Origin of the sequence: Streptomyces sp. NPDC088915 (genome assembly GCF_044749825.1) — a bacterium.
In the GTDB taxonomy this organism is placed as follows: Bacteria; Actinomycetota; Actinomycetes; order Streptomycetales; family Streptomycetaceae; genus Streptomyces.
Map to the genome: position 1 here is coordinate 577,130 of NZ_JBIVIR010000002.1, position 26,514 is coordinate 603,643.

General features: G+C 73.5%; 19 protein-coding genes and 3 tRNA genes. 10 read left to right on the forward strand and 12 right to left on the reverse strand.

What is annotated here, in order from left to right:
- Nucleotides 1-65: 65 nt before the first annotated feature.
- Complete coding sequence (locus ACIP5O_RS06155) at nt 66-1,118, forward strand: RNA polymerase sigma factor (protein ID WP_401289133.1); 1,053 nt, start codon at nt 66-68, stop codon at nt 1,116-1,118.
- Between the two features lie 50 nt (nt 1,119-1,168).
- Here the strand turns inward: ACIP5O_RS06155 and ACIP5O_RS06160 are convergent, their stop codons facing one another.
- The 4 genes from ACIP5O_RS06160 to ACIP5O_RS06175 form a co-directional block, all read right to left on the reverse strand.
- Nucleotides 1,169-3,097, reverse strand: coding sequence for an ABC transporter ATP-binding protein (locus tag ACIP5O_RS06160; protein WP_401289136.1), 1,929 nt, complete (start codon nt 3,095-3,097; stop codon nt 1,169-1,171).
- Nucleotides 3,097-4,830, reverse strand: coding sequence for an ABC transporter ATP-binding protein (locus tag ACIP5O_RS06165; RefSeq protein ID WP_401289139.1), 1,734 nt, complete (start codon nt 4,828-4,830; stop codon nt 3,097-3,099). Before ACIP5O_RS06165 ends, ACIP5O_RS06160 begins: the two co-directional genes overlap by 1 nt.
- 132 nt (nt 4,831-4,962) lie before the next feature.
- Complete coding sequence (locus ACIP5O_RS06170) at nt 4,963-6,402, reverse strand: FGGY family carbohydrate kinase (RefSeq protein ID WP_401289142.1); 1,440 nt, start codon at nt 6,400-6,402, stop codon at nt 4,963-4,965.
- Nucleotides 6,403-6,429: 27 nt separating this feature from the next.
- On the reverse strand, nt 6,430-6,741 hold the full coding sequence (locus ACIP5O_RS06175) for a YtxH domain-containing protein (protein ID WP_125665157.1): 312 nt from the start codon (nt 6,739-6,741) through the stop codon (nt 6,430-6,432).
- 182 nt (nt 6,742-6,923) lie between these two features.
- On the opposite strand from ACIP5O_RS06175, the gene ACIP5O_RS06180 reads away from it, so the two are divergent.
- The 3 genes from ACIP5O_RS06180 (at nt 6,924) to ACIP5O_RS06190 (ending at nt 7,314) form a co-directional block, all read left to right on the forward strand.
- Nucleotides 6,924-6,996: transfer RNA gene (locus ACIP5O_RS06180), tRNA-Asn, on the forward strand.
- Nucleotides 6,997-7,001: 5 nt separating this feature from the next.
- Nucleotides 7,002-7,074 (forward strand) — tRNA-Asn (locus ACIP5O_RS06185).
- Between the two features lie 166 nt (nt 7,075-7,240).
- Nucleotides 7,241-7,314 (forward strand) — tRNA-Ile (locus tag ACIP5O_RS06190).
- A gap of 204 nt (nt 7,315-7,518) precedes the next feature.
- On the opposite strand, the gene ACIP5O_RS06195 is transcribed toward ACIP5O_RS06190, so the two are convergent.
- Complete coding sequence (locus ACIP5O_RS06195) at nt 7,519-9,573, reverse strand: phosphocholine-specific phospholipase C (RefSeq protein ID WP_401289145.1); 2,055 nt, start codon at nt 9,571-9,573, stop codon at nt 7,519-7,521.
- A 285-nt stretch (nt 9,574-9,858) separates the two neighbouring features.
- Nucleotides 9,859-10,275, reverse strand: coding sequence for an organic hydroperoxide resistance protein (locus ACIP5O_RS06200; RefSeq protein ID WP_125668527.1), 417 nt, complete (start codon nt 10,273-10,275; stop codon nt 9,859-9,861).
- A 110-nt stretch (nt 10,276-10,385) separates the two neighbouring features.
- Here ACIP5O_RS06200 and ACIP5O_RS06205 point away from each other — a divergent pair, with 110 nt between their 5' ends.
- Nucleotides 10,386-10,889, forward strand: coding sequence for a MarR family transcriptional regulator (locus ACIP5O_RS06205; RefSeq protein WP_356544623.1), 504 nt, complete (start codon nt 10,386-10,388; stop codon nt 10,887-10,889).
- A 25-nt stretch (nt 10,890-10,914) separates the two neighbouring features.
- On the opposite strand, the gene ACIP5O_RS06210 is transcribed toward ACIP5O_RS06205, so the two are convergent.
- Nucleotides 10,915-12,528 carry a prenyltransferase/squalene oxidase repeat-containing protein gene (locus ACIP5O_RS06210; RefSeq protein ID WP_401289149.1) on the reverse strand — a complete coding sequence of 538 codons (1,614 nt, stop codon included), beginning with the start codon at nt 12,526-12,528 and terminating at the stop codon, nt 10,915-10,917.
- A 532-nt stretch (nt 12,529-13,060) separates the two neighbouring features.
- On the opposite strand from ACIP5O_RS06210, the gene ACIP5O_RS06215 reads away from it, so the two are divergent.
- The 3 genes from ACIP5O_RS06215 (at nt 13,061) to ACIP5O_RS06225 (ending at nt 17,626) form a co-directional block, all read left to right on the forward strand.
- Complete coding sequence (locus ACIP5O_RS06215) at nt 13,061-13,555, forward strand: GNAT family N-acetyltransferase (protein WP_401289151.1); 495 nt, start codon at nt 13,061-13,063, stop codon at nt 13,553-13,555.
- Nucleotides 13,552-13,737: a hypothetical protein gene (locus ACIP5O_RS06220; protein WP_401289153.1), complete on the forward strand. Its 186-nt coding sequence runs from the start codon at nt 13,552-13,554 to the stop codon at nt 13,735-13,737. The genes ACIP5O_RS06215 and ACIP5O_RS06220 overlap by 4 nt, the downstream gene beginning before the upstream one ends.
- Nucleotides 13,738-13,951: 214 nt before the next feature.
- Nucleotides 13,952-17,626 (forward strand): S8 family serine peptidase, encoded by a 3,675-nt coding sequence (locus ACIP5O_RS06225; protein ID WP_401289156.1) that lies wholly within the window; start codon nt 13,952-13,954, stop codon nt 17,624-17,626.
- A 50-nt stretch (nt 17,627-17,676) separates the two neighbouring features.
- Here the strand turns inward: ACIP5O_RS06225 and ACIP5O_RS06230 are convergent, their stop codons facing one another.
- The 4 genes from ACIP5O_RS06230 to ACIP5O_RS06245 all read right to left on the reverse strand — a co-directional run bounded on the left by ACIP5O_RS06230 (nt 17,677) and on the right by ACIP5O_RS06245 (nt 23,460).
- Nucleotides 17,677-19,137, reverse strand: coding sequence for an acyl-CoA synthetase (locus tag ACIP5O_RS06230; protein ID WP_401289158.1), 1,461 nt, complete (start codon nt 19,135-19,137; stop codon nt 17,677-17,679).
- A 125-nt stretch (nt 19,138-19,262) separates the two neighbouring features.
- Entirely contained in the window at nt 19,263-20,447 is a 1,185-nt protein-coding gene (locus tag ACIP5O_RS06235; RefSeq protein ID WP_401289365.1) for an MFS transporter, read from the reverse strand.
- A 215-nt stretch (nt 20,448-20,662) separates the two neighbouring features.
- The gene (locus tag ACIP5O_RS06240; protein ID WP_401289161.1) at nt 20,663-22,321 is read right to left on the reverse strand and encodes a GAF domain-containing protein; all 1,659 of its coding nucleotides are present in this window, start codon (nt 22,319-22,321) and stop codon (nt 20,663-20,665) included.
- Nucleotides 22,322-22,374: 53 nt separating this feature from the next.
- The gene (locus ACIP5O_RS06245) at nt 22,375-23,460 is read right to left on the reverse strand and encodes a rod shape-determining protein (RefSeq protein WP_401289164.1); all 1,086 of its coding nucleotides are present in this window, start codon (nt 23,458-23,460) and stop codon (nt 22,375-22,377) included.
- Nucleotides 23,461-23,886: 426 nt separating this feature from the next.
- On the opposite strand from ACIP5O_RS06245, the gene ACIP5O_RS06250 reads away from it, so the two are divergent.
- Nucleotides 23,887-24,885, forward strand: coding sequence for a hypothetical protein (locus ACIP5O_RS06250; protein WP_401289166.1), 999 nt, complete (start codon nt 23,887-23,889; stop codon nt 24,883-24,885).
- Between the two features lie 54 nt (nt 24,886-24,939).
- Here ACIP5O_RS06250 and ACIP5O_RS06255 read toward each other — a convergent pair whose 3' ends face one another.
- Nucleotides 24,940-25,374: a MarR family winged helix-turn-helix transcriptional regulator gene (locus tag ACIP5O_RS06255; RefSeq protein ID WP_401289168.1), complete on the reverse strand. Its 435-nt coding sequence runs from the start codon at nt 25,372-25,374 to the stop codon at nt 24,940-24,942.
- A 105-nt stretch (nt 25,375-25,479) separates the two neighbouring features.
- On the opposite strand from ACIP5O_RS06255, the gene ACIP5O_RS06260 reads away from it, so the two are divergent.
- Nucleotides 25,480-26,493, forward strand: coding sequence for an NADP-dependent oxidoreductase (locus ACIP5O_RS06260; RefSeq protein WP_401289171.1), 1,014 nt, complete (start codon nt 25,480-25,482; stop codon nt 26,491-26,493).
- Nucleotides 26,494-26,514: the final 21 nt, after the last annotated feature.

The window sequence follows — 26,514 nt, forward strand, 5'->3', positions numbered from 1 at the left end:
CGGCGATGTGTCGTACCCCACACTGGACGACGGTGCCGTTCCGCTCCTCCTGGAGGTCGCCCGCCGTGCAGACCCAGACCGTGCCGCAGGACCAGCAGGACCAGCAGGACCAGCAGGACCGGGCAGCGTCCGGCGAAAACGTGGAAGACGCGGAGGAGCCCGCGGCCGTCCCGCCCCGGCGGAGCCGCCCGGACCCCGGCGGCAACGGTCCCTCCTCCGACCTCTTCCGCCAGTACCTGCGCGAGATCGGCCGCATCCCCCTCCTCACCGCCGAGGAGGAGGTCGAACTGGCCCGCCGCGTCGAGGCCGGCCTCTTCGCCGAGGAGAAACTGGCCGGCACCCCGGACCCGGACACCCGCCTCGCGAGCGACCTGGACCGCCTCGTCGTCCTCGGCAGGATCGCGAAGCGCAGGCTCATCGAGGCCAACCTGCGCCTCGTCGTCTCCGTCGCCAAGCGGTACGTGGGCCGGGGCCTGACCATGCTCGACCTGGTCCAGGAGGGCAACCTCGGCCTCATCCGGGCCGTCGAGAAGTTCGACTACGCGCGCGGCTACAAGTTCTCCACGTACGCCACCTGGTGGATCCGCCAGGCCATGTCCCGGGCCCTCGCCGACCAGGCCCGCACCATCCGCGTCCCCGTCCACGTCGTCGAACTCATCAACCGGGTCATCCGCGTCCAGCGCCGCATGCTCCAGGAACGCGGCTACGAACCCACCGCCGAAGAGGTCGCCGCGCACCTGGACCTGCCCCCCGAGCGCATCGGGGAGGTCCTCCGCCTCGCCCAGGAGCCGGTCTCCCTGCACACCCCCGTCGGCGAGGAGGAGGACGTCGCCCTCGGCGACCTCATCGAGGACGGCGACGCCGCCTCCCCGGTCGAGTCCGCCGCCTTCCTCCTCCTGCGCCGCCACCTGGAGGACGTCCTCTCCACCCTGGGCGAACGCGAACGCAAGGTCGTCCAGCTCCGCTACGGCCTCGACGACGGCCGCCCCCGCACCCTGGAGGAGATAGGCCGGCTCTTCGGCGTCACCCGCGAACGCATCCGCCAGATCGAGTCCAAGACCCTCAACAAACTCCGCGACCACGCCTACGCGGACCAGCTCAGGGGGTATCTGGACTGAGGTCGGCCCGCGGCCCGTACCGCCCGTGGAGCGGTACGGGCCACCGGCCGTCAGTCGACCTCGACGACCGCCTGCGCGAACTGCGCCGCGTAGAGCCGGGAGTACGCCCCGCCCGACGCCAGCAGCTCCTCGTGCGTGCCCTGCTCCACGATCGAGCCGTTCTCCATCACCAGGATCACGTCCGCGTCGCGGATCGTGGAGAGGCGGTGGGCGATCACGAACGAGGTGCGGCCGTGGGCGAGGCGGGCCATCGCCTTCTGGATCAGGACCTCGGTGCGGGTGTCGACCGAGCTGGTGGCCTCGTCCAGGACGAGGATCACCGGGTCGGAGAGGAACGCGCGCGCGATGGTGATGAGCTGCTTCTCGCCCGCGCTCACCCCCGACCCCTCGTCGTCGAGGACCGTGTCGTAGCCGTCGGGCAGGGTCCGGACGAACCGGTCGGCGTGCGCGGCCCGCGCCGCCTCCTCGATCTCCTCGCGGGTCACCGGACGCGTCGCGCCGTACGCGATGTTGTCCGCGATCGTCCCGCCGAAGAGCCAGGTGTCCTGGAGGACCATCCCGATCCCGCTCCGCAGCCGCTCGCGGGACGTCTTCGCGATGTCCACCCCGTCCAGGGTGATCCGGCCGCCCGTCACCTCGTAGAACCGCATCAGCAGGTTCACCAGGGTCGTCTTGCCCGCGCCCGTCGGACCGACGATCGCGACCGTCTGGCCCGGCTCCACCGTCAGGGACAGGTCCTCGATGAGCGGCTTGTCCTCCTCGTAGCGGAAGGAGACGTGCTCCAGGGCGACCCGGCCCCGGGATTCCAGTGGCTCCTCGCCCGTCGGGGCGTCCGGCTCCTGCTCCTCCGCGTCGAGCAGCTCGAAGACCCGCTCGGCCGAGGCCACGCCCGACTGCACCAGGTTCGCCATCGACGCCACCTGCGTCAGCGGCATCGAGAACTGGCGCGAGTACTGGATGAAGGCCTGCACGTCACCGATGGAGAGCGTGCCGCTCGCCACCCGCAGACCGCCGACCACGGCCACCAGGACGTAGTTGATGTTCGACACGAAGAACATCACCGGCTGCATCACGCCGGAGTTGAACTGCGCCTTGAACCCGGCCTCGTACAGCGCCTCGTTCTGCTCGCGGAAGTCCCGCGCGGACTCCTCCTGCCGCCCGAAGACCTTCACCAGGGCGTGCCCGGTGTACATCTCCTCGATGTGCGCGTTGAGCGTGCCCGTGGACTTCCACTGCTGCACGAAGTGCGGCTGCGAGCGCTTGCCGATCCGCGCCGCCACGAACACCGACACCGGCACCGTCACCAGCGCCACCAGGGCGAGCAGCGGCGAGATCCAGAACATCATCGCGAGGACGCCCACGATCGTGAGCAGCGAGTTGATCAGCTGGCCCATCGACTGCTGGAGCGTCTGCGAGACGTTGTCGATGTCGTTGGTCGCCCGGGACAGCACCTCGCCGCGCTTGGCCCTGTCGAAGTACGACAGCGGCAGCCGCGCCAGCTTCGTCTGGACGTCCTCCCGCATCCGGTAGACCGTCCGGTTGATCACCTTGATCGACAGCCGGGTGGAGACCAGCATCAGCAGGCCCGCCGCCACGTACACCGCGAGGACCAGGAGCAGCACCCCGCCCACGGCCGGGAAGTCGATCCCCTGCCCCGGGATGAAGTCGACCCCGGACAGCATGTCCGCCATGCCGTCCTGCCCCCCGGCGCGCAGCCGCTCCAGGGTCTCCGCCTTCGTCGTGCCCGGGTCCGTCTGCCGCCCGATCACACCGGCGAAGATCAGGTCCGTCGCCCGGCCCAGGATCTTCGGCCCGACCACGGAGGCCGCCACCGAGAGCACGCCGGCGACCAGCATCACCCAGAGCGTCCCGCGCTCCGGCGCGAGCTGCCGCAGCAACCGCCTGCCCGAGCCCTTGAAGTCCATCGACCGCTGGTCGGGGCCGCCACCGGCCATCATGCGTCCGCCAGGACCGGCCATCAGGCTGCCTCCGCCTCGGTCAGCTGGGAGAGCACGATCTCCCGGTACGTCTCGTTGTCCGCCATCAGCTCGTGGTGCCGCCCGGTGCCCACGACCCGGCCCTCGTCGAGGACCACGATCCGGTCGGCGTCCCGGATGGTCGACACCCGCTGGGCGACGATCACCACGGTCGCGTCGGCCGTCTCCTCGGCGAGCGCGGCCCGCAGCAGGGCGTCCGTCTCGTAGTCGAGCGCGGAGAACGAGTCGTCGAACAGGTAGATCTCCGGCCGCTGCACGAGCGTCCGCGCGATGGCGAGCCGCTGCCGCTGCCCGCCGGAGACGTTGGTGCCGCCCTGCGCGATCGGTGCGTTCAGACCGTGTTCCAGCTTCCGTACGAAGTCGGCGGCCTGGGCGGTCTCCAGGGCGTGCCACAGCTCCTCGTCGGTCGCGTCGGGCTTCCCGTACCGCAGGTTCGTCGCCACCGTCCCCGAGAAGAGGTACGGCTTCTGGGGCACGAGCCCGACGGTCCTGGCCATGAGGGCGGGGTCGAGGACGCGGACGTCCACGCCGTCCACGAGGACCTCGCCGCCGGTCGCGTCGAAGAGCCGGGGCACGAGCCCGAGCAGGGTCGACTTGCCGCTGCCCGTCGAACCGATGATCGCGGTGGTCTCGCCGGGCCGGGCGACGAGCCCGACGTCCTTGAGGACCGGCTCCTCCGCGCCCGGGTAGCGGAACTCCGCGCCCCTGACCTCCAGGTGCCCGCGCCGGTCGAGCGCCGTCACGGGGTCGGCCGGCGGCACCACGCTGGAGTCGGTCGCGAGGACCTCCTCGATGCGCTCGGCGCACACCTCGGCGCGCGGCACCATCATGAACATGAAGGTGGCCATCATGACGGCCATCACGATCTGCATCAGATAGGCGAGGAAGGCGGTCAGCGCGCCGATCTCCATGTCGCCGCCGTCGATGCGGTGCGCGCCGAACCAGACCACGGCCACGCTGGACACGTTCACGACCGTCATCACCGTCGGGAACATCAGCGCCATCAGCCGGCCGGTCGCCATCGACACGTCGGTCAGCTCGCCGTTCGCACCCCGGAAGCGCTCCTCCTCGTACCCGTCCTTCACGAAGGCCCGGATGACCCGGTTGCCGGTGATCTGCTCGCGCAGCACCCGGTTCACCGTGTCGAGGCGCGTCTGCATGGTCCGGAAGAGCGGCCGCATCCGCCGCACGATCAGCGACACGGAGACGCCGAGCACCGGGACCACCGCGAGCAGCACGCCCGAGAGCGGCACGTCCTGGCCGAGCGCCATCACGATGCCGCCGACGCACATGATGGGCGCGGAGACCATCAGCGTGAACGCCATGAGGACCAGCGTCTGGACCTGCTGCACGTCGTTGGTCGTACGGGTGATCAGCGAGGGCGCGCCGAAGTGCCCCAGCTCCCGGGCGGAGAAGGACTGCACCCGGTCGAAGACGGCGCCGCGCACGTCCCGGCCGAGGGCGGACGCGGTCCGCGCGCCGTAGTACACGGCCCCGACGTTGCAGACGACCTGCACGACGGAGACGCCGACCATCAGGGCGCCGAACCGCAGGATGTAGCCGGTGTCCCCGTGCACGACGCCGTTGTCGATGATGTCGGCGTTCAGGGTCGGCAGGTAGAGGCTCGCGCAGGTCTGCAGGAACTGGAGCAGCACGAGCAGCGCGACGGGTTTTCGATACGGCCGTAGGTGGGTCCGGAGAAGTCTTATGAGCACGGGACTTACTATCGCCCGCCGCCCCGGGCCGTTACGACCGGTTTCCGGGGCGGTGGAAACCCTGGGGAAGTCTTTACGAAGGACCCGTGAGGGGTCTTCCGCACGCGCCCCGCCGGGGCTTCCCGGGCCCCGCTACCCGCCGAACGCGCCCGGGTGGATCTGCTCCCGCGTCGCCGTGTACTGCTGCCGCACGGCCTGCCCCTCCGCCCGCTCGTCGCCCGGCTCCAGGACCTGCGCGGCGGCGCCCTGCCAGGCCGGGGGAGCGGAGGGCGAGAGCGTGCCCCGCGCGACCCCGAGGGCCCAGGCGGCCTGCCGGGCCGCGCCGAGCGCCGCGTAGTCGGCCGGCTGCGGGACGACGACCTGCGCGCCGAAGAGGGCGGGCGAGAGCGCCTGCACCGCGTGCAGCGCGGCGGCGGCGCCGAGCAGGAAGACCCGTCGCACCTCCACGCCCCGTCCGCGCAGCACGTCCAGGGCGTCGGTGAGCGAGCAGAGCATCCCCTCGAACGCCGCCCGCGCCAGGTGCTCGGGCTTCATCGACTCGCGCCGCAGCCCGCTGAGCGTGCCCGCCGCGTGCGGCAGGCTCGGGGTCCGCTCGCCCTCCAGGTAGGGCAGCAGGACGAGCCCGGAGGCGCCCGGCGTCGACTTCAGGGCGAGCGCGGAGAGCTCTTCGAGGGAGTCGAGGCCCAGCATCTCGGCGGTGCCGCGCAGCGCCCGCACCGCGTTGGAGGTGGAGACGACCGGCAGGTGCATGCCGGTGGCGTCGGCGAAGGAGGTGATCATGCCGCCGGGGTCGGCGAGGGCCTCGTGGTGCACGGCCATCACGGAGCCGGAGGCGCCGAGGGAGACCACCGCGTCGCCGGGGCCGAGCCCGAGGCCGAGGGCGGCGGCCATCGTCTCGCCGGTGCCGGCGGAGATCAGCAGGCCCTCGGGGGTGGTGCCGGCGGCGTCGGCGGGCCCGAGGACCTCGGGCAGCGCGGCCTGGTGCCCGAGCGCGAGCTCGACCAGGTCGGGGCGGTACGCGCCGGTGCGGGCCGACCAGTAGCCGGTGGCGGAGGCGGCGCCGCGGTCGGTGGTGCGGCGCGCGGGGCGGCCGAGGAGCTGCCAGACCAGCCAGTCGTGCGGCTGGAGGACGAGGGCGGTGCGCCGGGCGTGCTCGGGCTCGGTGCGGGCCAGCCAGCGCAGCTTGGCGACCGGCTGCCCGGCGGAGGGCACGCTGCCGACGGCCTCGGCCCAGGCGTGCCGCCCGCCGAGCCCGTCGACGAGGTCGGCGGCGGCGACCTGCGCCCGCTTGTCGTTGCGCACGAGCGCGGGCCGCACGAGGCCGCCCTGCGCGTCGAGCGGCACGAGCCCGTGCTGCTGCGCGGAGACGCCGATCGCCTCCACGCCCTCGAGGAGGCCGCCGGTGGCGGCCTCCCCGAGCGAGAGCAGCCAGGTCTGCGGATCGACGTCCACGGCCTTCGGCTCGCCGGGATGCGGGGCGTACCCCTGGCGCAGTACGGCACCCGTGTCGGTGTCACAGACGACGATGCGTGTGAACTCAGCAGAGCTGTCCAGTCCGGCGACTATCCCCATGACACAGATTCTGCCGCACGCGGGGCCTCAGGTGTTGCTGGTGCCCCACTCGTCGTTCGCGACCTTCCCGTTGCTCTGGCCGCGCTCGCGCAGCGCGTGGACCTTGTCGGCCACGGCGGGCGGCAGGTGGTCGCCCACCTTGTCGCCCACGACGTGCGCGGCCTTGCCGGCGACCTGCCGCCCGGTCTGGGCGGCGGACTCGGCGGCGTTCCGCACGGCCGGGTTGTCGGTGAACTCCTTGGCGGACTTCTTCAACTGCTCGTAGCGCTCGCGTCCGGCCCGCGTTCCGATCACGTAGCCGAGGGCGAGTCCGATGACGAAGGTCAGCTTGTATCGCATGGCCATCACCTTCCCTGAAGAGCTTCACTGATGCGCCCCCGGACGCATCCCCGGTGTCCACGGCGGTGCCACGGCGATACCGATTGGCGGAGCACCCCCCTGCTTGCGCTAATGTATGTGTCGCAGCGAGCGAGCGCCGCCCGGGAAGGTCCGAGGTGGATCCGTTCGGTGCAACGCAGCAATCCCCTGTAGCTCAATTGGCAGAGCAGCCGGCTGTTAACCGGCAGGTTACTGGTTCGAGTCCAGTCGGGGGAGCGCGATCCCCTGTAGCTCAATTGGCAGAGCATTCGGCTGTTAACCGGAGGGTTGCTGGTTCGAGTCCAGCCGGGGGAGCGGAACGGAAGAGGACCCTTCGGGGTCCTTTTTCGCGTTCCGGGGAACCGTACGGGGCGCGGCGGAGTCCTCATGATCGAGCAGAGCCGATCATCCGGAGCAGGAGATCGTATGAGCGGCTATGCTGCGGCAGACGGCGCGCACACATGTACGCGCCTCACCGAACGGGGCGGTAGCTCAGCCGGTTAGAGCAGCGGACTCATAATCCGTCGGCCGTGGGTTCGAGTCCCACCCGCCCCACTCACCGTTCGTGGGCGCAGGAAGGTTTTGCCCGTGGATGCGCCGGGCATCCGCGATGCCTGCGCCCACGATGCACCCGTCGTGACGCGTGCCACCAGAGGGACACGCCGGAATCACCCGTTCGCCACTCCGAGCGCCTTTCGAGCGCGCGTGCGCCCGCGTCCCGCGCCGACGGGAGCCGGTGCGGGACGCGGGGCGGACCGGTCAGTACGTCAGGATCCCCGGGTCCGAGACGTCCGGGGCGCCCGTCTCCACGTGGCCCGCCAGGCGGCGGAGGTAGTCGGGGGAGACGGGCGAGGTGATCGTCACGTCGTACCAGCGGTGGCCTGGGGCCGGCACGACGGTGTGGGTGGCCGTGGCGTCCTTGGCGACCGTCAGGGTCTTCGGGGTGCCCCCGTAGGCGTCGGTGACGGTCACCGTCGTGGTCGCACCCGCGTTGGTGAAGGTCAGGTCCAGGCGGCCCGTGGCGGCGTTGTGGCGGGCGGCGATCTCGGGGACGGCCGTCTTCCCGGGGGAGCGGAAGCGGCGCAGGAAGCCGTTCGGGCCGTGGACCGTGAGGTCGGTGACGCCGGCCGAGTACTTCGTGTTCCAGGTGTCCGCGATCGACTTGCCCGCCTCCGCCGTGTACGTCCAGGGCGCGTCCGTGCGGTTCGCCGAGGTGACGTGGAACTGCGCGCCCGCGCCGGGGCCCGCGCCGAAGGTCAGGCGGTAGGTGCCGGCCGTCGTGTCGGCGGCGCCGTCCACGTACGGGGCGTACTTCAGCGGACGGGTCGGCTTCGCGCCCCGCTCCTGGCGGGGCATCGTGCCCGTCGCGGGCGCGGTGGCCGGGAAGTCGGGGTGGCGGTCCCGGTCCGGCGGGTAGTAGCCGGCGGTCGGCGGCAGGGAGGCCGGCCGGGCGTCCGTGCGCGTGAAGTCGAAGGCCGAGGTCAGGTCGCCGCAGACGGCCCGCCGCCAGGGGGAGATCTGCGGCTCCCGGACGCCGAAGCGCGCCTCCATGAAGCGGATGACCGAGGTGTGGTCGAAGGTCTCCGAGCAGGTGTAACCGCCCTTCGACCAGGGTGAGACGACGATCATCGGGACGCGCGGCCCGAGGCCGTAGGGACCGGCGACGTATCCCGTCTTCCCGGGGAAGTGGTCCAGGGCGGTCGCGACCGTGGAGAGGCCCTGCGCCGCCGAGGCCGGGACGTACGGCGGGACCACGTGGTCGAAGAAGCCGTCGTTCTCGTCGTACGTGATGAACAGCGCCGTGCGCGCCCACACGTCCGGGTTCGAGGTCAGCGCGTCCAGGACCTGCGCGATGTACCAGGCGCCGTAGTTGGACGGCCAGTTCGCGTGCTCGGAGAAGGCCTCCGGGGCCGCGATCCAGGAGACCTTCGGCAGCCGGCCGCCCTGGACGTCGGCGCGCAGCCGGTCGAAGAGGCCCTCGCCGTTCTTGGCGTTCGTGCCCGTGCGGGCCTTGTCGTACAGCGGGTTCCCCGGCTGGGCGTTGCGGTAGCTGTTGAAGTAGAGGAGGGAGTTGTCGCCGTAGTTGCCCCGGTACGCGTCGTTGATCCAGCCCCAGGAGCCCGCCGCGTCCAGGCCGTCGCCGACGTCCTGGTAGATCCGCCAGGAGACCCCGGCCGCCTCCAGGCGCTCGGGGTACGTCTTCCAGCCGTAGCCCGCCTCGGCGTTGTTGAGGACCGGGCCGCCGCCCGTGCCGTCGTTCCCGGTGTGGCCGCTCCACAGGTAGTAGCGGTTCGGGTCGGTGGAGCCGATGAACGAGCAGTGGTAGGCGTCGCAGATCGTGAACGCGTCGGCGAGCGCGTAGTGGAACGGGATGTCCTCGCGCGTGAGGTACGCCATCGTGGCCTTGGTCTTGGCCGGGATCCACTGGTCGTACCGGCCCTGCGCGAAGGCCTTCTGGCCGCCCGCCCAGTCGTGGTTGAGGCCCTGGAGGAACTCCATGCCCAGCTTCGTGCTCTGCGGCCGGAACGGCAGGGTCACCTTGGAGCCGTCGGACTGGTTCCAGACGGACTTCCCGCCGGGCAGGGTCACCGGCCGGGGGTCGCCGAAGCCGCGCACCCCCTTCAGCGAGCCGAAGTAGTGGTCGAAGGACCGGTTCTCCTGCATCAGGACCACGATGTGTTCGACGTCCTGCAGGGTGCCGGTGGAACCCTGCGCCGGTATCGCGGCGGCGCGGGCGATGCTCTCCGAGAGCAGGGTGAACGCGGCGGCGCCGCCGGTCAGCTGAAGGAACCGGCGGCGGTCGAGGTCGGCCATGGGGGAGTTCTCCTCCGGGTGGGGGCGGGCACGGGTGGGGCGCGCGTGCGGCGGCCGGGCTCCTGCCCGACGGGCGCCCCAAGGACAGCGCCCACGGGCCACCGCCCGGCGGCCGTCCCATGGCTGCCCGCCGTACGGCGGACGAACCCCCGGTGCCGGTCGTGCGAAGGTCCCGGCGCGCGGGGGCGGCACCGGGACCTTCGTACGGCTCCCGCGCGGAGGCGGCTCCCGCCCGGAGGCGGGGGCGGGAGCGCGGGCTGGGTGGAGGCGTAAGCGGGGGCGTGGTTACTCGACGACCAGCTCGACCTCGATGTTGCCGCGGGTGGCCTTGGAGTACGGGCAGAAGGCGTGGGTCTTCTTCAGGAGGGCCAGGCCCGCCTCGCCCTGGAGGTGCTCCGGGAACTCGGCGCGCATGACGACCGCGAGGCCGAAGCCGCCGTCGGCGGGGTCCTTGCCGATGGAGACCTCGGCGGTGACGGAGGCGTCCGTGATGTCGATCTTCTCCTGGCGGGCGACCACGCCCATCGCGCTCGCGAAACAGGCCGCGTACCCGGCGGCGAAGAGCTGCTCGGGGTTGGTGCCCTGCCCGTTGCCGCCGAGGGCCTGCGGGTGGGCGAGCGGGAGGTCGATGTGGCCGTCGGAGCTGACGGCGCGGCCCTCGCGGCCGTTGGCGGTGGCGACGGCGGTGTAGATCGCGTCCATGGGTTCCTCTTCCGTCCTGTCCTGGGATGCGGTGGCCCTTTATTTGTAGCGCGCTATTTAGTTGTGCGCAACTCAATTGGGTGTGATGCGCCCTCGCGTATCCTGGGGGCATGGAGATGTCCGAGATCCTCCCCGACGACCTCGCCGGTCTTCCCGACGGGGACTTCCTGCGCCTCGACCGGCAGATCTGCTTCTCGCTGCACGCGGCGACCCGCGCCTTCAACGGCGTCTACCGCGAGGCCCTCAAGGAGCTCGGGCTCACCTACCCCCAGTACCTCGTGATGCTCGTGCTCTGGGAGCACCGCGAGCTGTCCGTGAAGGGCATCGGGGAGCGGGTGCGCCTCGACTCCGGGACCCTGTCGCCGCTGCTCAAGCGGCTGGAGGCGGCCGGGTACGTCGAGCGGCGGCGCAGCCCCGAGGACGAGCGGTCCGTCACCGTGCGCCTCACGGGGGCCGGGGTCGCGCTGCGGGAGAAGGCCCTCGGCGTGCCGCGCCGGATCGCCGCCGCCACCGGCCTCGACCTCGCGGAACTCGGCGACCTGCGCGAACGGCTCCACGCGCTGGCCGTCCGGCTCGACGCGGCCGACCCCGAGGACCTCTCCGGCTGCGCCTGAGTCTCCCGGGGCCCTGACGGTCCCGCTAGAGCCCCGGCAGTCCCGCGCGCGCGTGGTTCAGGCCGAGCAGCACGCAGACGTCCGTCAGGAGCGGTACGTGGTAGGCGAGCGGCCGGGGGCCCGCCTGGTCCGGGCGTGACGTGAAGCCGCCGTCCGGCCGCTGCCGCTCCAGGAGGTGGCGCACCGCCCGCGCGGTCGCGATCCGCGCGCCCGGCGTACGGGCCACGGCGATCAGCGCGTACGCCGTACTGATCGGGTCGCTCGGGTCCGACGGCACGTGCCCCCAGCCGCCGTCCCGGTTCTGGGTCTCCAGCAGCCGGGCCGCCGCCCGCGCCCGGGCCCGCGCCGCCCCGGCCGCCGCCGGGTGGCCGGGCGCCACCGCGAGGAAGGAGTCGTGGGCGAGGACCGTGCGGAACAGGGCGTTGCTCTCGTTGAGGCTCCAGCTCCGCTCGTACGGGCCGGCCGCCTCCTGCCGGGCCGTGACGAACCGGACGGCGGCCGCCACCGCCGCGCGGTGCGCGGGCTCGGGGGCCAGCGCGTTCACCGCCGCCGCCGTTATCGCCACCTCCGAGGCCGTCCCGCGCTCGAAGGTCGGGAAGCCGCCGTCCTCGCCCTGCCGGGCGAGCAGGTACCGCTCGCCGGCCGCCGTTTCGGTTCCGGGTCCGGGCCCGGCTCCGGGCCGCTCCGGGGGCACCGTCCGCAGGAACTCCACGCAGTACGCCGTGTCGTCCACGTCGCTCTGTCCGACACCCCGGTCGAACCCCCAGCCACCATCTCGATTCTGATGGGACGCCAGAGCTGCCGCGAGGGCTCGCAGAGTGGCGACGGGCGCCCCCGCGCCGGCCAGGGCGAGACCGCCCGTCGCCGTCGCGAAGACGTCCATGCCCGTGAGGAACGGCAGCCCGCCGTCCTCGCGCAGCACGTTCCGCAGCTCCCGCGCCCGCTCCCGGACGGCCGCCGCGTACCGGGGGCGTAACCGCAGCGCGAGCAGGGCGAGGACCCGGGCGAGGTGGTTGCCGTACGGGGGCGGGCCGGGGAGCGCGCAGGGCTCCAGGGCCCGCCAGTCGTCCTCGGTGACGAGCCGGGGCGAACGCGTGCCGAAGGCGTGCAGGACCTTCAGGGCGGCCATCTCCGTGATCAGCCAGCGCTGCTGGCCGCGCGCCTCGAAGGCGGAGCCGGGGTCGGGGAGTCCGGCGAACGCGTCGGCACCCAGCTCCGCCAGGACCGTCCGGAACATCAGGTGCTTGCGCCCGGCGGTGAAGTGGTCGAAGCCGCCGAGCAGGCGGGCCAGGGCGCCCCGCCCGTCCGCGTACTCGCCGAGGGCCGCGCGGGCCGCCGCCTCCTGCACGGGGTCGGGGGCGCCCTCGTCCAGACCGGTCTTCAGGCGCCGCGTGAGCCGCTCCCGCGCGTCCGGGTCCACGTCCGTCACCGTCAGCAGGCGCAGGGCCAGGGCGGTTTCCAGCATCCGGCTGTCACAGGGCGCCCGCAGCAGGCCGTCCGGCCCGGCGGCGGCCACGAGCCGGGCGGCGAGCCGGGCCCGCGCCCGGTCGAGCCCACCCGCGCCGGGGGACGGCGGCACCGGCCGGGGGCCGGGGGCGGCGAGGGAGACACCGGGTAAGGGTGGCGCGCAGTACGTCATGGTGGGGATGTCCTCGGTGAGGGCTGGTGGGGGCGTGGGGCGTGGGGTGTGGGGGCGGCAGGCCGGACCTGTCGGGGGTGGCGCGGTCGATCCGTTCGAAGGGGTGCGAGAGGGAGGGGCGTGCGGAGGACAAGCATGCGCTGGGGGCGTGCGGTTCCTGAGCCCGTGTGCTCACGTCCGCCCGTGACGATGCGTGACCCTCGGTCCGGCGGTCGGCGTTCCGTCACCAGGCAGGGGTGTTGCCCGGAAAGACCGAAGGGAGGGACCGGGGAGGGGTGCTCCGGAGGCCTGTGCGGCGCCCCCGTGAACGGGAGCCGGCGGCGCACCGAGAGTGACGCATCGTGCTTGCATGATGACGCATCGTAAACCCAGCGGCGATCTTCACCCTTCGCCCGCACCCCTCCCGGGTCGACTTTCGAACGATCTGCCGAATCTGCCGTTCGAATCCCGGAAGGTCGGGCTTCCGCCCTCCCGTCTCCCCGCTCGCCAAGCGGTAAGGAGTCAGTTCCCCATCCGTCCCTATACTCGCCCCATGTCCGACATCACCATCCGGCGCGCCACCGCCGACGACTCCCGGCGGCTCACCCGGCTCGTACGGGGCTCCCGGGCCTACCGGGGGGACTACGCCGCCATGGTCGAGGGGTACCAGGTGGGTGGTCCCTACATCGAGCACCATCCCGTCTTCGTCGCCGTCGACGGGGGCGGGGACGGGGACGGGGGCGGGAGCGGCAAGGTGCTCGGGTTCTACGCGCTCCTCGTCGACGGGGCCGGGGCCGGGGCCGGGGGCGAAGCCGAGCTCGACCTCACGTTCGTCGCCGACGAGGCCCAGGGGCTCGGCATCGGGCGGCTGCTCATGGAGCACATGGTCGGGCAGGCCGGGGCCGCCGGGGTCGGTTCCGTGAAGGTCGTCGCGCACCCGCCCGCCGAGGAGTTCTACCTGCGCACCGGCGCCGTCCGCACCGGCACCGTCCCGCCCTCCGGCCACGTCCACTGGGAGCGCCCCGAGCTGCGGTACGACGTCGCGTGACCGCCGCCGACGCGGGCGGGAACGGGAGCGGGAGCGTCGGCGGCTTTTCGCCGACCTCACCCCGCTGCACGCCTCTGCCCCCCACCGCCACCCCCGACGAGATGTGCGGCCGGCTCCAGGGTGCCTTCGCCGTGGTCGTCGCGATCACCGTTGGCGGGATCGCCCGCGTCGTCGCCGTCTGACTGCTCGCCCTGTACGGGCGCGGATTCCGCCGCTATGACGCGCTCGACCCGGCTCCGGGAGCAATCTCCCCGAACGACCCCGCCTGTCCTGGCGGTTGGCCGCCACGGCGCATAACCGCCAGGAAGGACAGGGGTCAACACCCCTTCCCTGAGCCAAGACTCCTCGCGGCACCCGGAACACCCCCGACCCCGGGCCACGAGGAGTACGTCGCCGATGTCCACACCCATCGCCAGAGGGAGGGCCGGGCTGCTCGCCGCGGGCGTCTCCCTCGTGATGCTCTCGGCCGGACAGACCGCCGCCGGGACCGCCGCCTCCGCCCTGCCGGACACCTTCAAGGCGTCCGCGACGAGCAGCACCGTCACCCTCGTGACCGGAGACCGCGTCACCCTCACCGAACTCGGCGACGGGCGGCGGACCGTCACCGTCGACCGGGCGAAGGGCGCCACCGGCGCGATCCGCACGCAGACCTCGAACGGCCGGATCACCGTGATCCCCGACGAGGCCCGCCCCCACCTGGCCTCCGGCGCGCTCGACCCGCGCCTCTTCGACGTCACCGGCCTCGTCGAGCAGGGCGTCACCGGCGACCTGCCCCTGATCGTCGCCTACGGCGGCAAGGGCGCCCGGAGCCCGGTCGCCGCCCCGCGCGGCGCCGAGACCGTCCGCACCCTGCCCAGCATCGGCGGCGCCGCCGTCACGGCCACCGACCCCGCCGCCTTCTGGCAGGCCTTCACCGCCCCGGCCGCCCGCGGCGCCGCCGCCCCCGTCAAGGTCTGGCTCGACGGCCGGGTCCGGGCCGCCATGGCCGACTCCAACGCCCAGATCGGCACCCCGAAGGCCTGGGAGGCCGGGCTCACCGGCAAGGGCGTCAAGGTCGCCGTCCTCGACACCGGCGCCGACCTCGCCCACCCCGACCTCGCCGGCCGGGTCGCCGAGTCGAAGTCCTTCATCGAGGGCGAGGAGGTCGCCGACCGCAACGGCCACGGCACCCACGTCGCCTCCACCGTCGGCGGCAGCGGCGCCGGCTCCGACGGCAGGGAGAAGGGCGTCGCCCCCGGCGCCGTCCTCGCCGTCGGCAAGGTCCTCAGCGACGAGGGCTCCGGCACCGAGTCGCAGATCATCGCCGGCATGGAGTGGGCCGCCGAGGACATCGACGCGAAGATCGTCTCGATGAGCCTCGGCTCCCCCGAACCCAGCGACGGCACCGACCCGATGGCCCAAGCCGTCAACACCCTCTCCGCCGAGACCGGCGCCCTCTTCGTCGTCGCCGCCGGCAACTCCGGCGCCCCCGGCTCCATCGGTTCGCCCGGCGCCGCCGACTCCGCGCTCACCATCGGCGCCGTCGACTCCGACGACCGCGCCGCCTCCTTCACCAGCCAGGGCCCCCGCCACGGCGACCAGGCCCTCAAGCCCGACCTCTCGGCCCCCGGCGTCGACATCCTCGCCGCCCGCTCCCGACTCGCCTCCGGCAGCGGCCTCTACACCGCGATGAGCGGCACGTCCATGGCGACCCCGCACGTCGCCGGCGTCGCCGCCCTCCTCGCCGAACGGCACCCCGACTGGACCGGCGCCCGCCTCAAGGACGCGCTGATGTCCTCGTCGAAGCCGCTCGACGCCACCGCGTACGCGCTCGGCGCCGGCCGGGTCGACGTGCCCGCCGCGATCTCCGCGCACGTCACCGCCACCGGCTCCGCCGACCTCGGCTTCACCTCCTGGCCGTACGAGGAGAACGAGCCGGTCACGAAGACCGTCGCCTACACCAACTCCTCCGACATTCCCGTCGAGTTGAGCCTCGCCGTCGAGGGCATGCCCGCCGGGGTCGCCGCCCTCGCCGACACCACCCTCACCGTCCCCGCCCACGGCACCGCGTCCACCACCGTCACCGGCGACGGCACCAGGGCCCCCGTCGGACAGTCCTCCGGCCGGATCACCGCCACCGCCGGCGGTACGCCCGTCGCCCGCACCGCCCTCGGCCTGGTCAAGGAGGAGGAGCGCCACACCCTCACCGTCCACGTCAAGGACCGCGACGGCGCCCCCGCCCCCGCCTCCCTCGGCGTGCAGCAGCTCGCCCCGGGCGTGGACCCGTTCCCGGCCGCCGTCGGCGGGTCCGGCACCCTCGAACTGCGCCTGAAGCCCGGCACGTACACCGTCGACACCTTCCTCGACGTGCGCGGCTCCCACGGCCCGGACTCCCTCGGCCTCGGCTTCCTCACCGCGCCCGAGATCGTCCTCGACCGGGACCGCGAGATCACCCTCGACGGACGGCGGCTCCGCGAGATCCGCGCCGAGGTCGACAAGCGCACCGAGACCCGGCAGCTCCTCATGGAGTTCGACCGCGAGGCGAACGGCGCCTCCTACGGCGGAGCCGTCCAGGTCCCCCCGACCTACGACTCGATCTTCGCCGCGCCCACCGCCGAGCCCGCCACCGGCACCTTCGAGTACCAGACCGTCTGGCGCCTCGGCAAGCCGCTCCTGGAGGCCTCCGTCGACGGCGCCCGCCTCTCCGGCGCCACCCCGCAGGCCGGCACCGCCCTCCTCGAAGGCGGCCACCGCCTCGGCCTCGTCGACGCGGGCGACGGCACCCCCGGCGCGTACACCGGCAGGAACGTCACCGGCAGGGCCGTCCTCGTCCGCCTCACGGACGGCGCCGACCCCGTCCGGCTCGCCCAGACCGCCCAGGACGCGGGCGCCGAGGCCCTGTTCGTCACCGACGGCGAGCCCGGCCGCCTGATGAAGTGGTTCGGCACCGCCGACTACCAGGACCGCCCGCTCCCCGTCGCCACCGTGAACGCGGCCGACGCCCGGCGGCTCGCCAGCGCCGCCGCCCGCGGCAAGCGCGTCGACCTGACCGGCACCCGCTTCACCCCGTACACCTACGACCTCTCCGAGGGGCACCTCGGCGCCATCGGCGAGGACCTCGTCTTCCGCCCCGGCCGCAAGGACCTGGCCACGATCTCCTCCACCTTCCACGCGCCCACCGGGCGCGAGGAATCGGGCGGCGAGTTCCGCTACTCGATCACCGACACCTTCCCGATCGGCTTCGGCTTCAAGGAGCACATCGCCTTCCCCGCCGAGCGCACCGAGTACGTTTCCACCGGCACCGGCCAGCGCTGGCACGAGTCCGTCGACCTCGGCGACTCCCTGGAGGAGCGCGGCGGGACCCCGTCCTACCGGGGCGGCAGCCGCGTCGACCTCAACTGGTTCGGCCCCGTCTGGCACCCGTGGCTGGGCACCGGCCTCGGCTGGGGCCAGCAGCGCACCGGCAACGACCTGCGGTTCAACACCCCCGGCTGGGGCGACTCCGGCACCGACCACACCGGCTTCGGCAACGTGTGGAACGACGACTCGATGACCCAGTACACCGAGGTGTACGTCGACGGCGTCCGCGTCGACCGCGAGACGAGCTCCGCCGCCTACGCCTGGGACGCCCCGGCGCGGGAGGCGACCTACAAGGTCGTCACCGACACCGCGCTCGACCGGGACCGCTGGCGGCTCGGCACCGAGGGCCACAGCGAGTGGACCTTCCGCTCCGCCGAGACCCCGTCCGACCGGATCACCTACCTGCCGATGCTCAACCTCGGCTTCGACCTGGACACCGACCTCCACGGCGACGTGCGCGCCGGAGGCCGCCTGCCCGTCGGGATCTTCGCGGAGTACGTGAAGGGCGCGACCGGCACCGGCACCCTCCGCACCGGCACCCTGGAGGTCTCCTACGACGAGGGCAGGACCTGGCAGGAGGTCGCCCTGAGGAAGGACCGCCACGGCGCCTCCTGGAACGGCGAGCTGCGGATCCCGCGCGGCGCCGGTTCCGTCTCGCTGCGGGCCGGCGCGAGCGACGACCGGGGCGGCTCGGTCACGCAGGAGCTGATCCGCGCGGTGGGCGTGCGGTAGGCGCGCGCACGGCACGCGGGGCCGGGTTCCCTCCGGGGGGCCCGGCCTCCTCACGTCCGCCCCGCCGCCGGCAGCGCCTTCTTCAGGACCTTCCCCATGTCGTTGCGGGGGAGCGCCTCCAGATAGCGCACCGCCCGGGGCCGCTTGTGCGGGGCGAGGAGTCCGGCCACGTGGTCCGCGAGCTCCGTCTCCACCGGGGGCGCCGAAGCGTCCGCCGGCACCACCCAGGCCACGATCCGCTCGCCCAGGTCCGGATCGGGCTCGCCGGTGACGGCCGCCTCCCGCACCCCCGGATGGTCGAGCAGCGCGTTCTCGATCTCGCCCGCCCCGATCTTGTAGCCGCCGCTCTTGATCAGGTCGGTCGCCCGGCGGCCCACCAGGCGCACCGTCCCGTCCGCCTCCCGCACCGCCACGTCACCGGTGCGGAACCAGTCCCCGTCGAAGGCCGCCGCCGTCGCCTCCGGGCGGTTCAGATAGCCGGAGAACAGGTTCGGCCCGCGCACCTGCACCTCCCCGACCGTCTCCCCGTCGTACGCGCCGAGCACCGAGCCGTCCTCGTCCACGAGCCGCAGCTCCACGCCCGGCAGCGGGGTCCCGACCGTCCCCGGCCGGGGCTCCCCGCCCGGCCGCACGCCGGTGTTCATCAGGGTCTCCGTCATCCCGTACCGCTCCACGACCGTCCGGCCCGTCGCCGCCGCGATCCGCTCGTGGTCGTGGACCGGCAGCGCCGCCGAACCGGAGACGAGGAGCCGCGCCCCGGCCAGCGCCCGGACCAGCCCCTCGTCGCCGGAGAGCGCGTCCGCGAGCCGGTGGTACATGGTCGGCACGCCGAACAGCACCGTGCCGCCCCCGGCGCCCAGCTCCCGCGCCACCCCCTCCACCGAGAACGCGCCCAGGTGCCGGACCTCGCCGCCGCGCCGCAGCGGGCCCAGGATCCCGAGGACCAGCCCGTGGACGTGGAACAGCGGCAGCGCGTGCACCAGGACGTCGTCGGCCGTCCACGCCCAGGCCTCGGCCAGCGCGTCCAGCGACGCGGCGACCGCCCGGCGGGAGAGCAGGACGCCCTTCGGCGGGCCCGTCGTGCCGGAGGTGTAGACGACCAGGGCGGGGGACTCGGGGTCGATGTCCTTCTCCCCGGCCCCGGGTGCGGGGCCCGTCGCGTCGAGCCCCACGTCGATCCGGGAGAGCTTCCCGAACCCCGCCGGCAGTATGTCCTCCGGGCCCGCGAGCACCGCGCCCGGAGCGCTGTCCCCGAGGATGTGCGCCAGCTCCCGCTCGCCCGTGCGCGGATTGAGCGGCACGGCGGGGACACCCGCGAGCAGGGCGGCGACCACCGCGACCGCCGTGCGCGCGGTCGGCGTCGCCCAGACGGCGACCCGCTCCACGCCGTCGAGCCGGGCGGCGAGGGAACCGGCGGCCCGCGCCAGCTCCCCGTACGTCAGCGAGTCCGCGCCGCAGCGCAGCGCGGGCCGGTCGGAACGGGCAGCGACGGCGGGAAAGAGCACACTCACCGGTCGTCCTCCTCGGGTCGGGGGCGAGGGGTCTCGCCAAGGTCACCGGGAGGATTCTGCCCGCACGGCGGAGGCATTCTCCGAACGCTTCCCCGAGCTTCCCCCGAGGTTGCCCCGAGACCTCCTCAGGGACGGCCCGCCGTCGCCCTCGCCGGCTCCGGGTCCGGCTCCTCACCGCCCGGCCGGAGCCCGCGCATCCGCCCGTACGCGTACACACAGCCCGCGAGCGCCAGGTCGGAGAGGAGCATGAAGCCGATCGAGTACGAGTCCTTGGCGCTGTAGATCGCGCCCATCACCAGCGGCGGCAGGAAGCCGCCCAGGCCGCCCATCGCGCCGACGATGCCGGTCACGCTGCCGACCTTGGCCTGCGGGGTCACCTGGGAGACCAGGGCGAAGACCGAACCGCTCGACGTGCCGAGCCCGGCCGCCATCACCAGGAGGGCGATCGTGCCGCCCGGGTACAGCGGCGGGTCGAAGGCCTGGACGATCGCGAACAGGGCGGCCGTGCCCAGCGCGGCGGCCGTCACGAGCGCCGGGTGGAACCGGTCAGAGAGCCAGCCGCCGATCGGCCGGAAGACGACGGTGACCAGGGCGAAGCCGGCGGCCTTGGTGCCCGCGTCCGTCGGGTCCAGCTCGTACCAGGTCTTCAGGTACGTCGGCAGGTAGACGCCGAACGCGACGATGCCGCCGAAGCCGATCGCGTACAGCGCCGACAGCTCCCACGTCACCCGCAGCCGCGCCGCCGAGCCCAGCCGGGTCGCGAGCGACGCGGTGGGCACGGGCCGGTCGGGCCGGTCGGTGATGAGGAAGAAGGCGAACACCGCGTACGCGGCGAGCGCGACCGCCACCACGAGGAACGGCAGGTTCTCGCCGTGCTTCGCGATCCGGGGCGTGAAGTAGCCGGAGAGCGCCACACCGCCCATGCCCATGCCGAACACCCCGAGCGCCAGGCCGCGCTTGGCGGGCGGGAACCAGGAGTTGACCAGCGGGATGCCGATCGCGAACGTGGTGCCGCCCAGGCCCAGGAGGAACCCGACGACCAGCATCAGGCCGTAGTTGTCCTTGACCACGGTCAGGAGCAGGACGGGGACGATCGTCAGCGCCGAGGCCAGCGGGAACATCAGCTTCGCCCCGTACCGGTCCGTCAGGGCGCCGGCCGGGACGCGGCCGACCGAGCCGACCAGGACGGGCACCGCGACGAGCAGCGACTGCTGGAAGGAGCTGAGGCCGAGCCGGTCGCCGTACCAGCTCGCGAGCGGTGCGATCAGGTTCCACGCCCAGAAGGTGAGCGTGAAGCCGATGGTGGCCATCACCAGATTGCGGTAGGCCGCCGCGGTCGGGGGCTTGGTGTCGGTGTCCACCCCTCCAGTCAAGATCCGGTGCGGGGGCGGGGCGCGCCGGACTGCTCCGTACGGGGATCCCGTACGTGATTCCCGTACGGAGCAGTCCGTGTTTCTCTACGGACCCCGTACGTGATTTTCCACGGGCGCCATACGTGATTCCCCACGGCCCCGTCCGTGCTTCCCTACGGGTCCTCGGGCCAGGTCACCACGGTCGGCGGGGTCCCGTCGTCCTCGATCCGCAGCCGGACGCCCCCGTCCCCGGCCGTCACCCCGACGGTGATCGCGCCGGTGCCGGGCCGCCGGTGCGCCGCCGCGAGCGCCCCGCGCAGGACGCCGAGGAGCCGCTCCCCGGTCTCCTCGTCGACGAGGGCGTCGACCGCGCCGGAGAAGTGCACGGACGGCTGGAAGCCGAGCAGGGCCGCCGCCCCGCCGGTCTCGCGCAGCACCCGCCCCCGGAAGGTCGTCGGGGCGTCCGCCGGCGGCTGCTGGAGCGCGAAGATGGCCGTGCGGACCTCCTGGATCGTGGAGTCCAGCTCGTCCACCGCCCGGCCGAGCAGCGTGCTCTCCTCGGAGGGCTCCGCCGCCCGCCGCCGGGTCGACTCCAGCATCATCTCCGTGGCGAACAGGCGCTGGACGACCAGGTCGTGCAGGTCCCGGGCGATCCGGTCCCGGTCCTCGTACACCGCGAGCCGCTCCCGGTCGTGGCGCGCGTCCGCGAGGACGAGCGCGAGCGCCGCCTGCGAGGCGAACTGCGAGGCGAGCAGCCGGTCCACCGCCGAGTACGGCGGGTCGCCGCGCCGCCGGGGGAGGGCGAGGGTGCCGATGAGCTTCCCGCCGCTCCGCAGCGGCAGCATCATCGACGGGCCGAAACGGGACCGGACGTGGGTCGTCATCCGCGGGTCGGTCGCCGAGTCCTCGACGAAGACGGGCTCCCCGCCGAGGAGCTGGACGAGCACGGGGGAGCCGGGCGCGATCGTCGTGCCGATCAGGTCGCCCGGGTCGTCCCGGGTCGAGGCCGCGACGATCTCCATCCCGCCCTCCGCGGTGGGCTGGAGGACCACCCCGGCCGCCGCGGAGGCGAGGGCGCGGGCCCGTTCGGCGACGGTCGTCAGGGCGTTCTCGGCGGACGCGCCGGTGAGCAGGGCCGTGGTCACCGCGGCCGCGCCCTCGATCCAGCGCTCCCGCTGCCGGGTCGTCTCGTACAGGCGGGCGTTGCCGATGGCGATTCCGGCCTGCGAGGCGAGCACCCGGAGCAGGGCGAGGTCCTCCTCGGTGAAGCGGCCCGCCCGCTTCTCGGTGAGGTAGAGGTTGCCGAAGACCTCGGTGTGGACCCGGATCGGGACGCCGAGGAAGGCGCGCATCTCCGGATGCCCCTCGGGCACGCCGGAGGAGCGCGGATCGGCCGTCAGGTCGTCGAGCCGCAGCGGCCGCGGGTCCCGGACCAGGGCGCCGGTCAGACCGGCGGTGCCGTCGGGGAGGCGGCCGACGCGCCGCCGCTCCTCCTCCGTCATGCCGGTGGTGAAGAGGTCGGTGAGCCGGTGGCGCTCGGGGTCGACGACCCCGAGCGCGCCGTAGCGGGCGCCGATCAGCTCGGTGGCGGAGTCCACGATGTGCTGGAGCGTGGCATGCAGTTCGAGGTCGGTGCCGACGCCGAGGACCGCTTCGAGGAGGAGGGGGAGACGGGACGGGTCTCCGCCCTGCGCGCCGGAGGTGTCCTCGGTCCTGCTCCTACTCCTGTTCCTTTTCTCGTTCCGGTCCCTGGCTCCGGAGGTGTCCTCGGTCCTGCCCCTGCCCCTCGCTCCGGAGACCCCCTCGTCCCTGTCCTCGTCCATGAGCGTCATGGTCTCATTGTCATACGAAGGGGTCTTTTCGGTGCTTTGTGGCAGACCGGGGGTCACACCTCTTCCTTCTCCTCCTCCTTCCCCTCCTCGGCGAAGGGGTCCCGCACCGACAGCGGGTCCAGCGTCATCGGCTGGACCCGGCCCTCCAGCATCGCGCCGAGGCCCAGGACCGCGCACACGTCCGGCCGTTCGGCGATCTGCACCGGCATCCCGGTCGCCTCGCGCAGCATCTCGTCGAGGCCCGGCAGCAGGGCGGAGCCGCCGACCATCATGATCCCCCGGTCCGCGAGGTCGGCCACCAGGTCCGGCGGGCAGTCCCGCAGCACCTTCCCGATGCCGTCGAGGACCGCCGTCAGCGGGGTGTGGATGGCCTCCCGCACGGCGGCGGTGTCGACGGTCACCGAACGGGCCAGGCCCGTGGCGACGTCCCGGCCGTGGATCTCGGTCCAGGCCGGGCCCTCGGCCGTCAGGCCGTTGCCCCTGAGGGCCAGTTGCAGCGGGCGCACCGACTGGCTCGGCAGCATCAGCTCGTGGTGGTGGCGCAGGTGCTGGACGATCGCGTGGTCGATGGCGTCACCGCCGACCGGCATTCGCTCCGCCGTGACGATCGCGCCCAGCGAGAGCACCGCGACCTGCGTGGTCGCCGCCCCGCAGACCATGATCATGGTCGCGGTCGGCTGCTCGACGGGCAGGTCGCAGCCCACGGCCGCCGCGATCAGGGTGTCGACCAGCTCGACCCGGCGCGCCCCGAGACCGACGAGGGTCTCCACGGTGGCGCGCTGCGCCAGCGGGTCGCTGCCGTGCGGGGTGCACGCGGCCGCGCGCAGCCGGGGCTTGCGGCGCAGCTGCCGGCGCAGCTTCTCGCCCAGGAGGTGACGGAGCATCCGCTGCGCCATCTCGATGTCGACGACCGTGCCGCCCGAGACCGGGCGCACGACCCGGATGTAGTCGGGGGTGCGGCCGGTCATCTTCTCGGCCAGCTCGCCCACGGCGATCAGCGCGCCGGTACGGATGTTGACGGCGGCGACGCTCGGCTCGTCGACGACGAGTCCGGCGCCCTTGACGAAGACCCGGGTGCGGGAGGCACCCAGGTCGACGGCGACATGGCAGCGGCGCAGCTGCTCAAGGCTGACGGTCATGGCGGATCCTCCGGAGTGCGGTGCCGGCACGTGCGAGGTGGTGCGCGGTCCTCTTCGCATCGTCCGGCCGTCCGGCCCCGGGCGCGCGCTGGGCTGCGCCGGCCGGGGCTTGCGGGGCTTGCGGGACGCCCTTTCCGCGGGGGCTTGCGGGACGCCCCTTCCGACGAAGGGGGACGGTTCGGAAGGATCCGGCGGAGCCGCCGACGGACTGCCCGGAAGCCGCGCGCCGACGGAAGCGAACCCTCCGGAGCCGGCCGGTTCCGGAGCGTCGGAAAGGGCCCCGGAGGCTCGGGAGAGGATCCGGAGGCGATCCTTCCCGAAGCGGGAGAATCGCGACGCACCGCCGCCGACCTGCGGTTTTCCTCACAGGATCCTCACGTTCGCGCCTACCTGACGGCGTGTCGGGCCGCATAGCCTGCGGGCCCCATGGACTACTGCCACGCGTGCCGGCGGCATCTCAACGGGGCCCTCGCCTGCGCCGGGTGCGGGACCCCCGTGGAGGAACTGCGGTACGAGACCTCCCACGGCCCCGCCTCCCGGCAGGCCCCGGCCGCCACCCCGGCTCCGGTCGCCACCCCGGCTCCGACCCCGGAACCCTCCCCGGCTCCGGCCGTGGCACCCTCCCCGGCCCCGGCCGTGGCGCCCGAGCACGTCTACGAACTGGACGTCGTCGAGCCGCCGCGCCCGCCCGCCGGCGGCCGCCGCGCCGCCCGCACCGCAGCGCGGGGCCGTTCCGCGCGTCGCGGGAGGCGTTCGCGGACGCGCCGGGGCCGCACGGTCCTGCTGGGGACGCTGGGCCTCGTACTCGCGGCCGGCACGCTGAGCCTGGCGAAACTGGCCCTGGAGGAGCCGCCGCCGGGCGGCCCCGCCACGGCCGTCCAGGAGTTGGAGGTCACCGAGACCCCACTGCCACCGGACCCCGTCGAGAGCGCCGGAGCGCCGGACGGCTCCGGCCCGGCCCCGGTGACGAGCGCCCCGGACTCCGCTTCCACCCGCCCCCGTCAGGTCGGCGCGGACTCCACCGCCGGAGCCGGTACGGAATCCGGTACGGGTTCCGGCACGGGCGTCGGTACGGGACCGGGGGTCGGCAAGGAAGCGGGCACGGGCTCCGGTCCCGGCACCGCGCCCGGCTACGGATCCGGCGGTTCCGGCTCCGGGTCCGATCCGGCCACCGGTCAGGGCGGGGACGGCGGCGCCCCGGCGCAGTCGCCCGACGCCACGCCCCCGGCCCCGCCCTCCGGCTCGCCCGACGCGACCCCGTCCGCCGACGACCCGACGTCCTCCGGTCCCGGAAGGCCCGGGACGCCGGGGAGCCCCGGCAAGCCGGGCAAGCCCACGCCCCCGGCCACCGGCCCCGCGCCGACCACGACCCCGACGCCGGACCCGACCCCCACCTGCACCCCCTTCCTCTGGTGGTGCGTGTAAGGGGGCGCGCACGGGCGCAGGTGCAGGCGCGAACTCCCGCCCTGCGTCCCCGCCCTACGCCGGGCCCTCGCCCAGCATCCGCTTCAGCAGGTCCCGCAGCAGGGTCCGCTCGACCTCGGTCAGCTCGCCGAGCGGCTCGCGCGCGAAGTCGAGCGACTCGCGCAACCGGCGGGCGACGGTCCGGCCCTCGTCCGTGGGGGCGGCCAGCTTGACCCGCCGGTCGTCCGGGGCGGACCGGCGCTCCACGAGGCCGCGCGCCTCCAGGCGGTCGACTATCCCGGTGATGTTGGACGGCTCGCACTTCAGCTTCTGGGCGATGCGCCGCATCGGCAGCGGTTCGAGCGAGAGCAGACCGAGGACCCGGGCCTGGGCTCCGGTCAGGGAGTGCTGCGCGGCCGCCTGCTCGTACTCCTCGTAGTAGCGCGCCACGACCGTGCCGATCAGCTCGACGACTTCGAAGGTCAGGGGGTCCGTGCGTGAGGTGGCCATGGGCTTCATCCTACCCGGGTGCTTGACAACATGAAATATCAAGGCGCATGGTTGTTTCAGGCAGTGAACCTTTTTTGATCTGAAGCTTTTCTGGAGGCCGTGCCCATGTCCGCTCTTCCCGCGTCCAGCCGTGAGTGGCACCTCGTCGCCCGCCCGCACGGCTGGCCCGTCCCCGCGGACTTCGCCCTGCGCGAGACCCCGGTCGCCGAGCCCGCCGAGGGCCGGATCCTCGTGCGCAACCTGCACTTCTCCGTCGACCCGTACATGCGCGGAAGGATGAACGACGTGAAGTCGTACGCCCCGCCGTTCAAGCTCGACCACCCCATGGGCGGCGGCGCGGTCGGCGAGGTCGTCGCCTCGAACGCCGAGGGCTTCGCCGTCGGCGACCACGTCCTGCACGGCCTCGGCTGGCGCGAGTACGCCGACGTGCCCGCCCAGCAGGCGACCAGGGTCGACCCCGACCTCGCCCCCCTCTCCGCCTACCTCGGCGTGCTCGGCATGACCGGTCTCACGGCCTACGCCGGCCTCTTCGAGGTGGCCTCCTTCAAGGAGGGCGACGCCGTCTTCGTCTCCGGCGCGGCCGGCGCCGTCGGCAGCCAGGTCGGCCAGATGGCCCGCATCAAGGGCGCCTCCCGGGTCATCGGCTCGGCCGGCTCCGACGAGAAGGTCAAGTGGCTGGTCGAGGAGCTCGGCTTCGACGCCGCCTTCAACTACAAGGACGGCCCGGTCAAGGACCAGCTCCGCGAGGCCGCCCCGGACGGCATCGACGTCTACTTCGACAACGTCGGCGGGGACCACCTCGAAGCCGCGATCTCCTCGCTCAAGGTGCACGGCCGCGCCACCATCTGCGGGATGATCGCCCAGTACAACGACACCGAGCCGGTCCCCGGCCCGCGCAACATGGTCCAGATCATCGGCAAGCGGCTGCGCCTCCAGGGCGTCCTCGTCGGCGACCACTACGACCTCCAGGAGCGGTTCGTCCAGGAGGTCGGCGGCTGGCTCGCCTCCGGCGAGCTCAAGCACCGCGAGACCTTCGTCGAGGGCATCGAGAACGGCGTGGACGCCTTCCTCGGCCTGCTGCGCGGCGACAACACCGGGAAGATGATCGTCTCGGTGTGACCCGCTAGGCTTCCCCCAGCC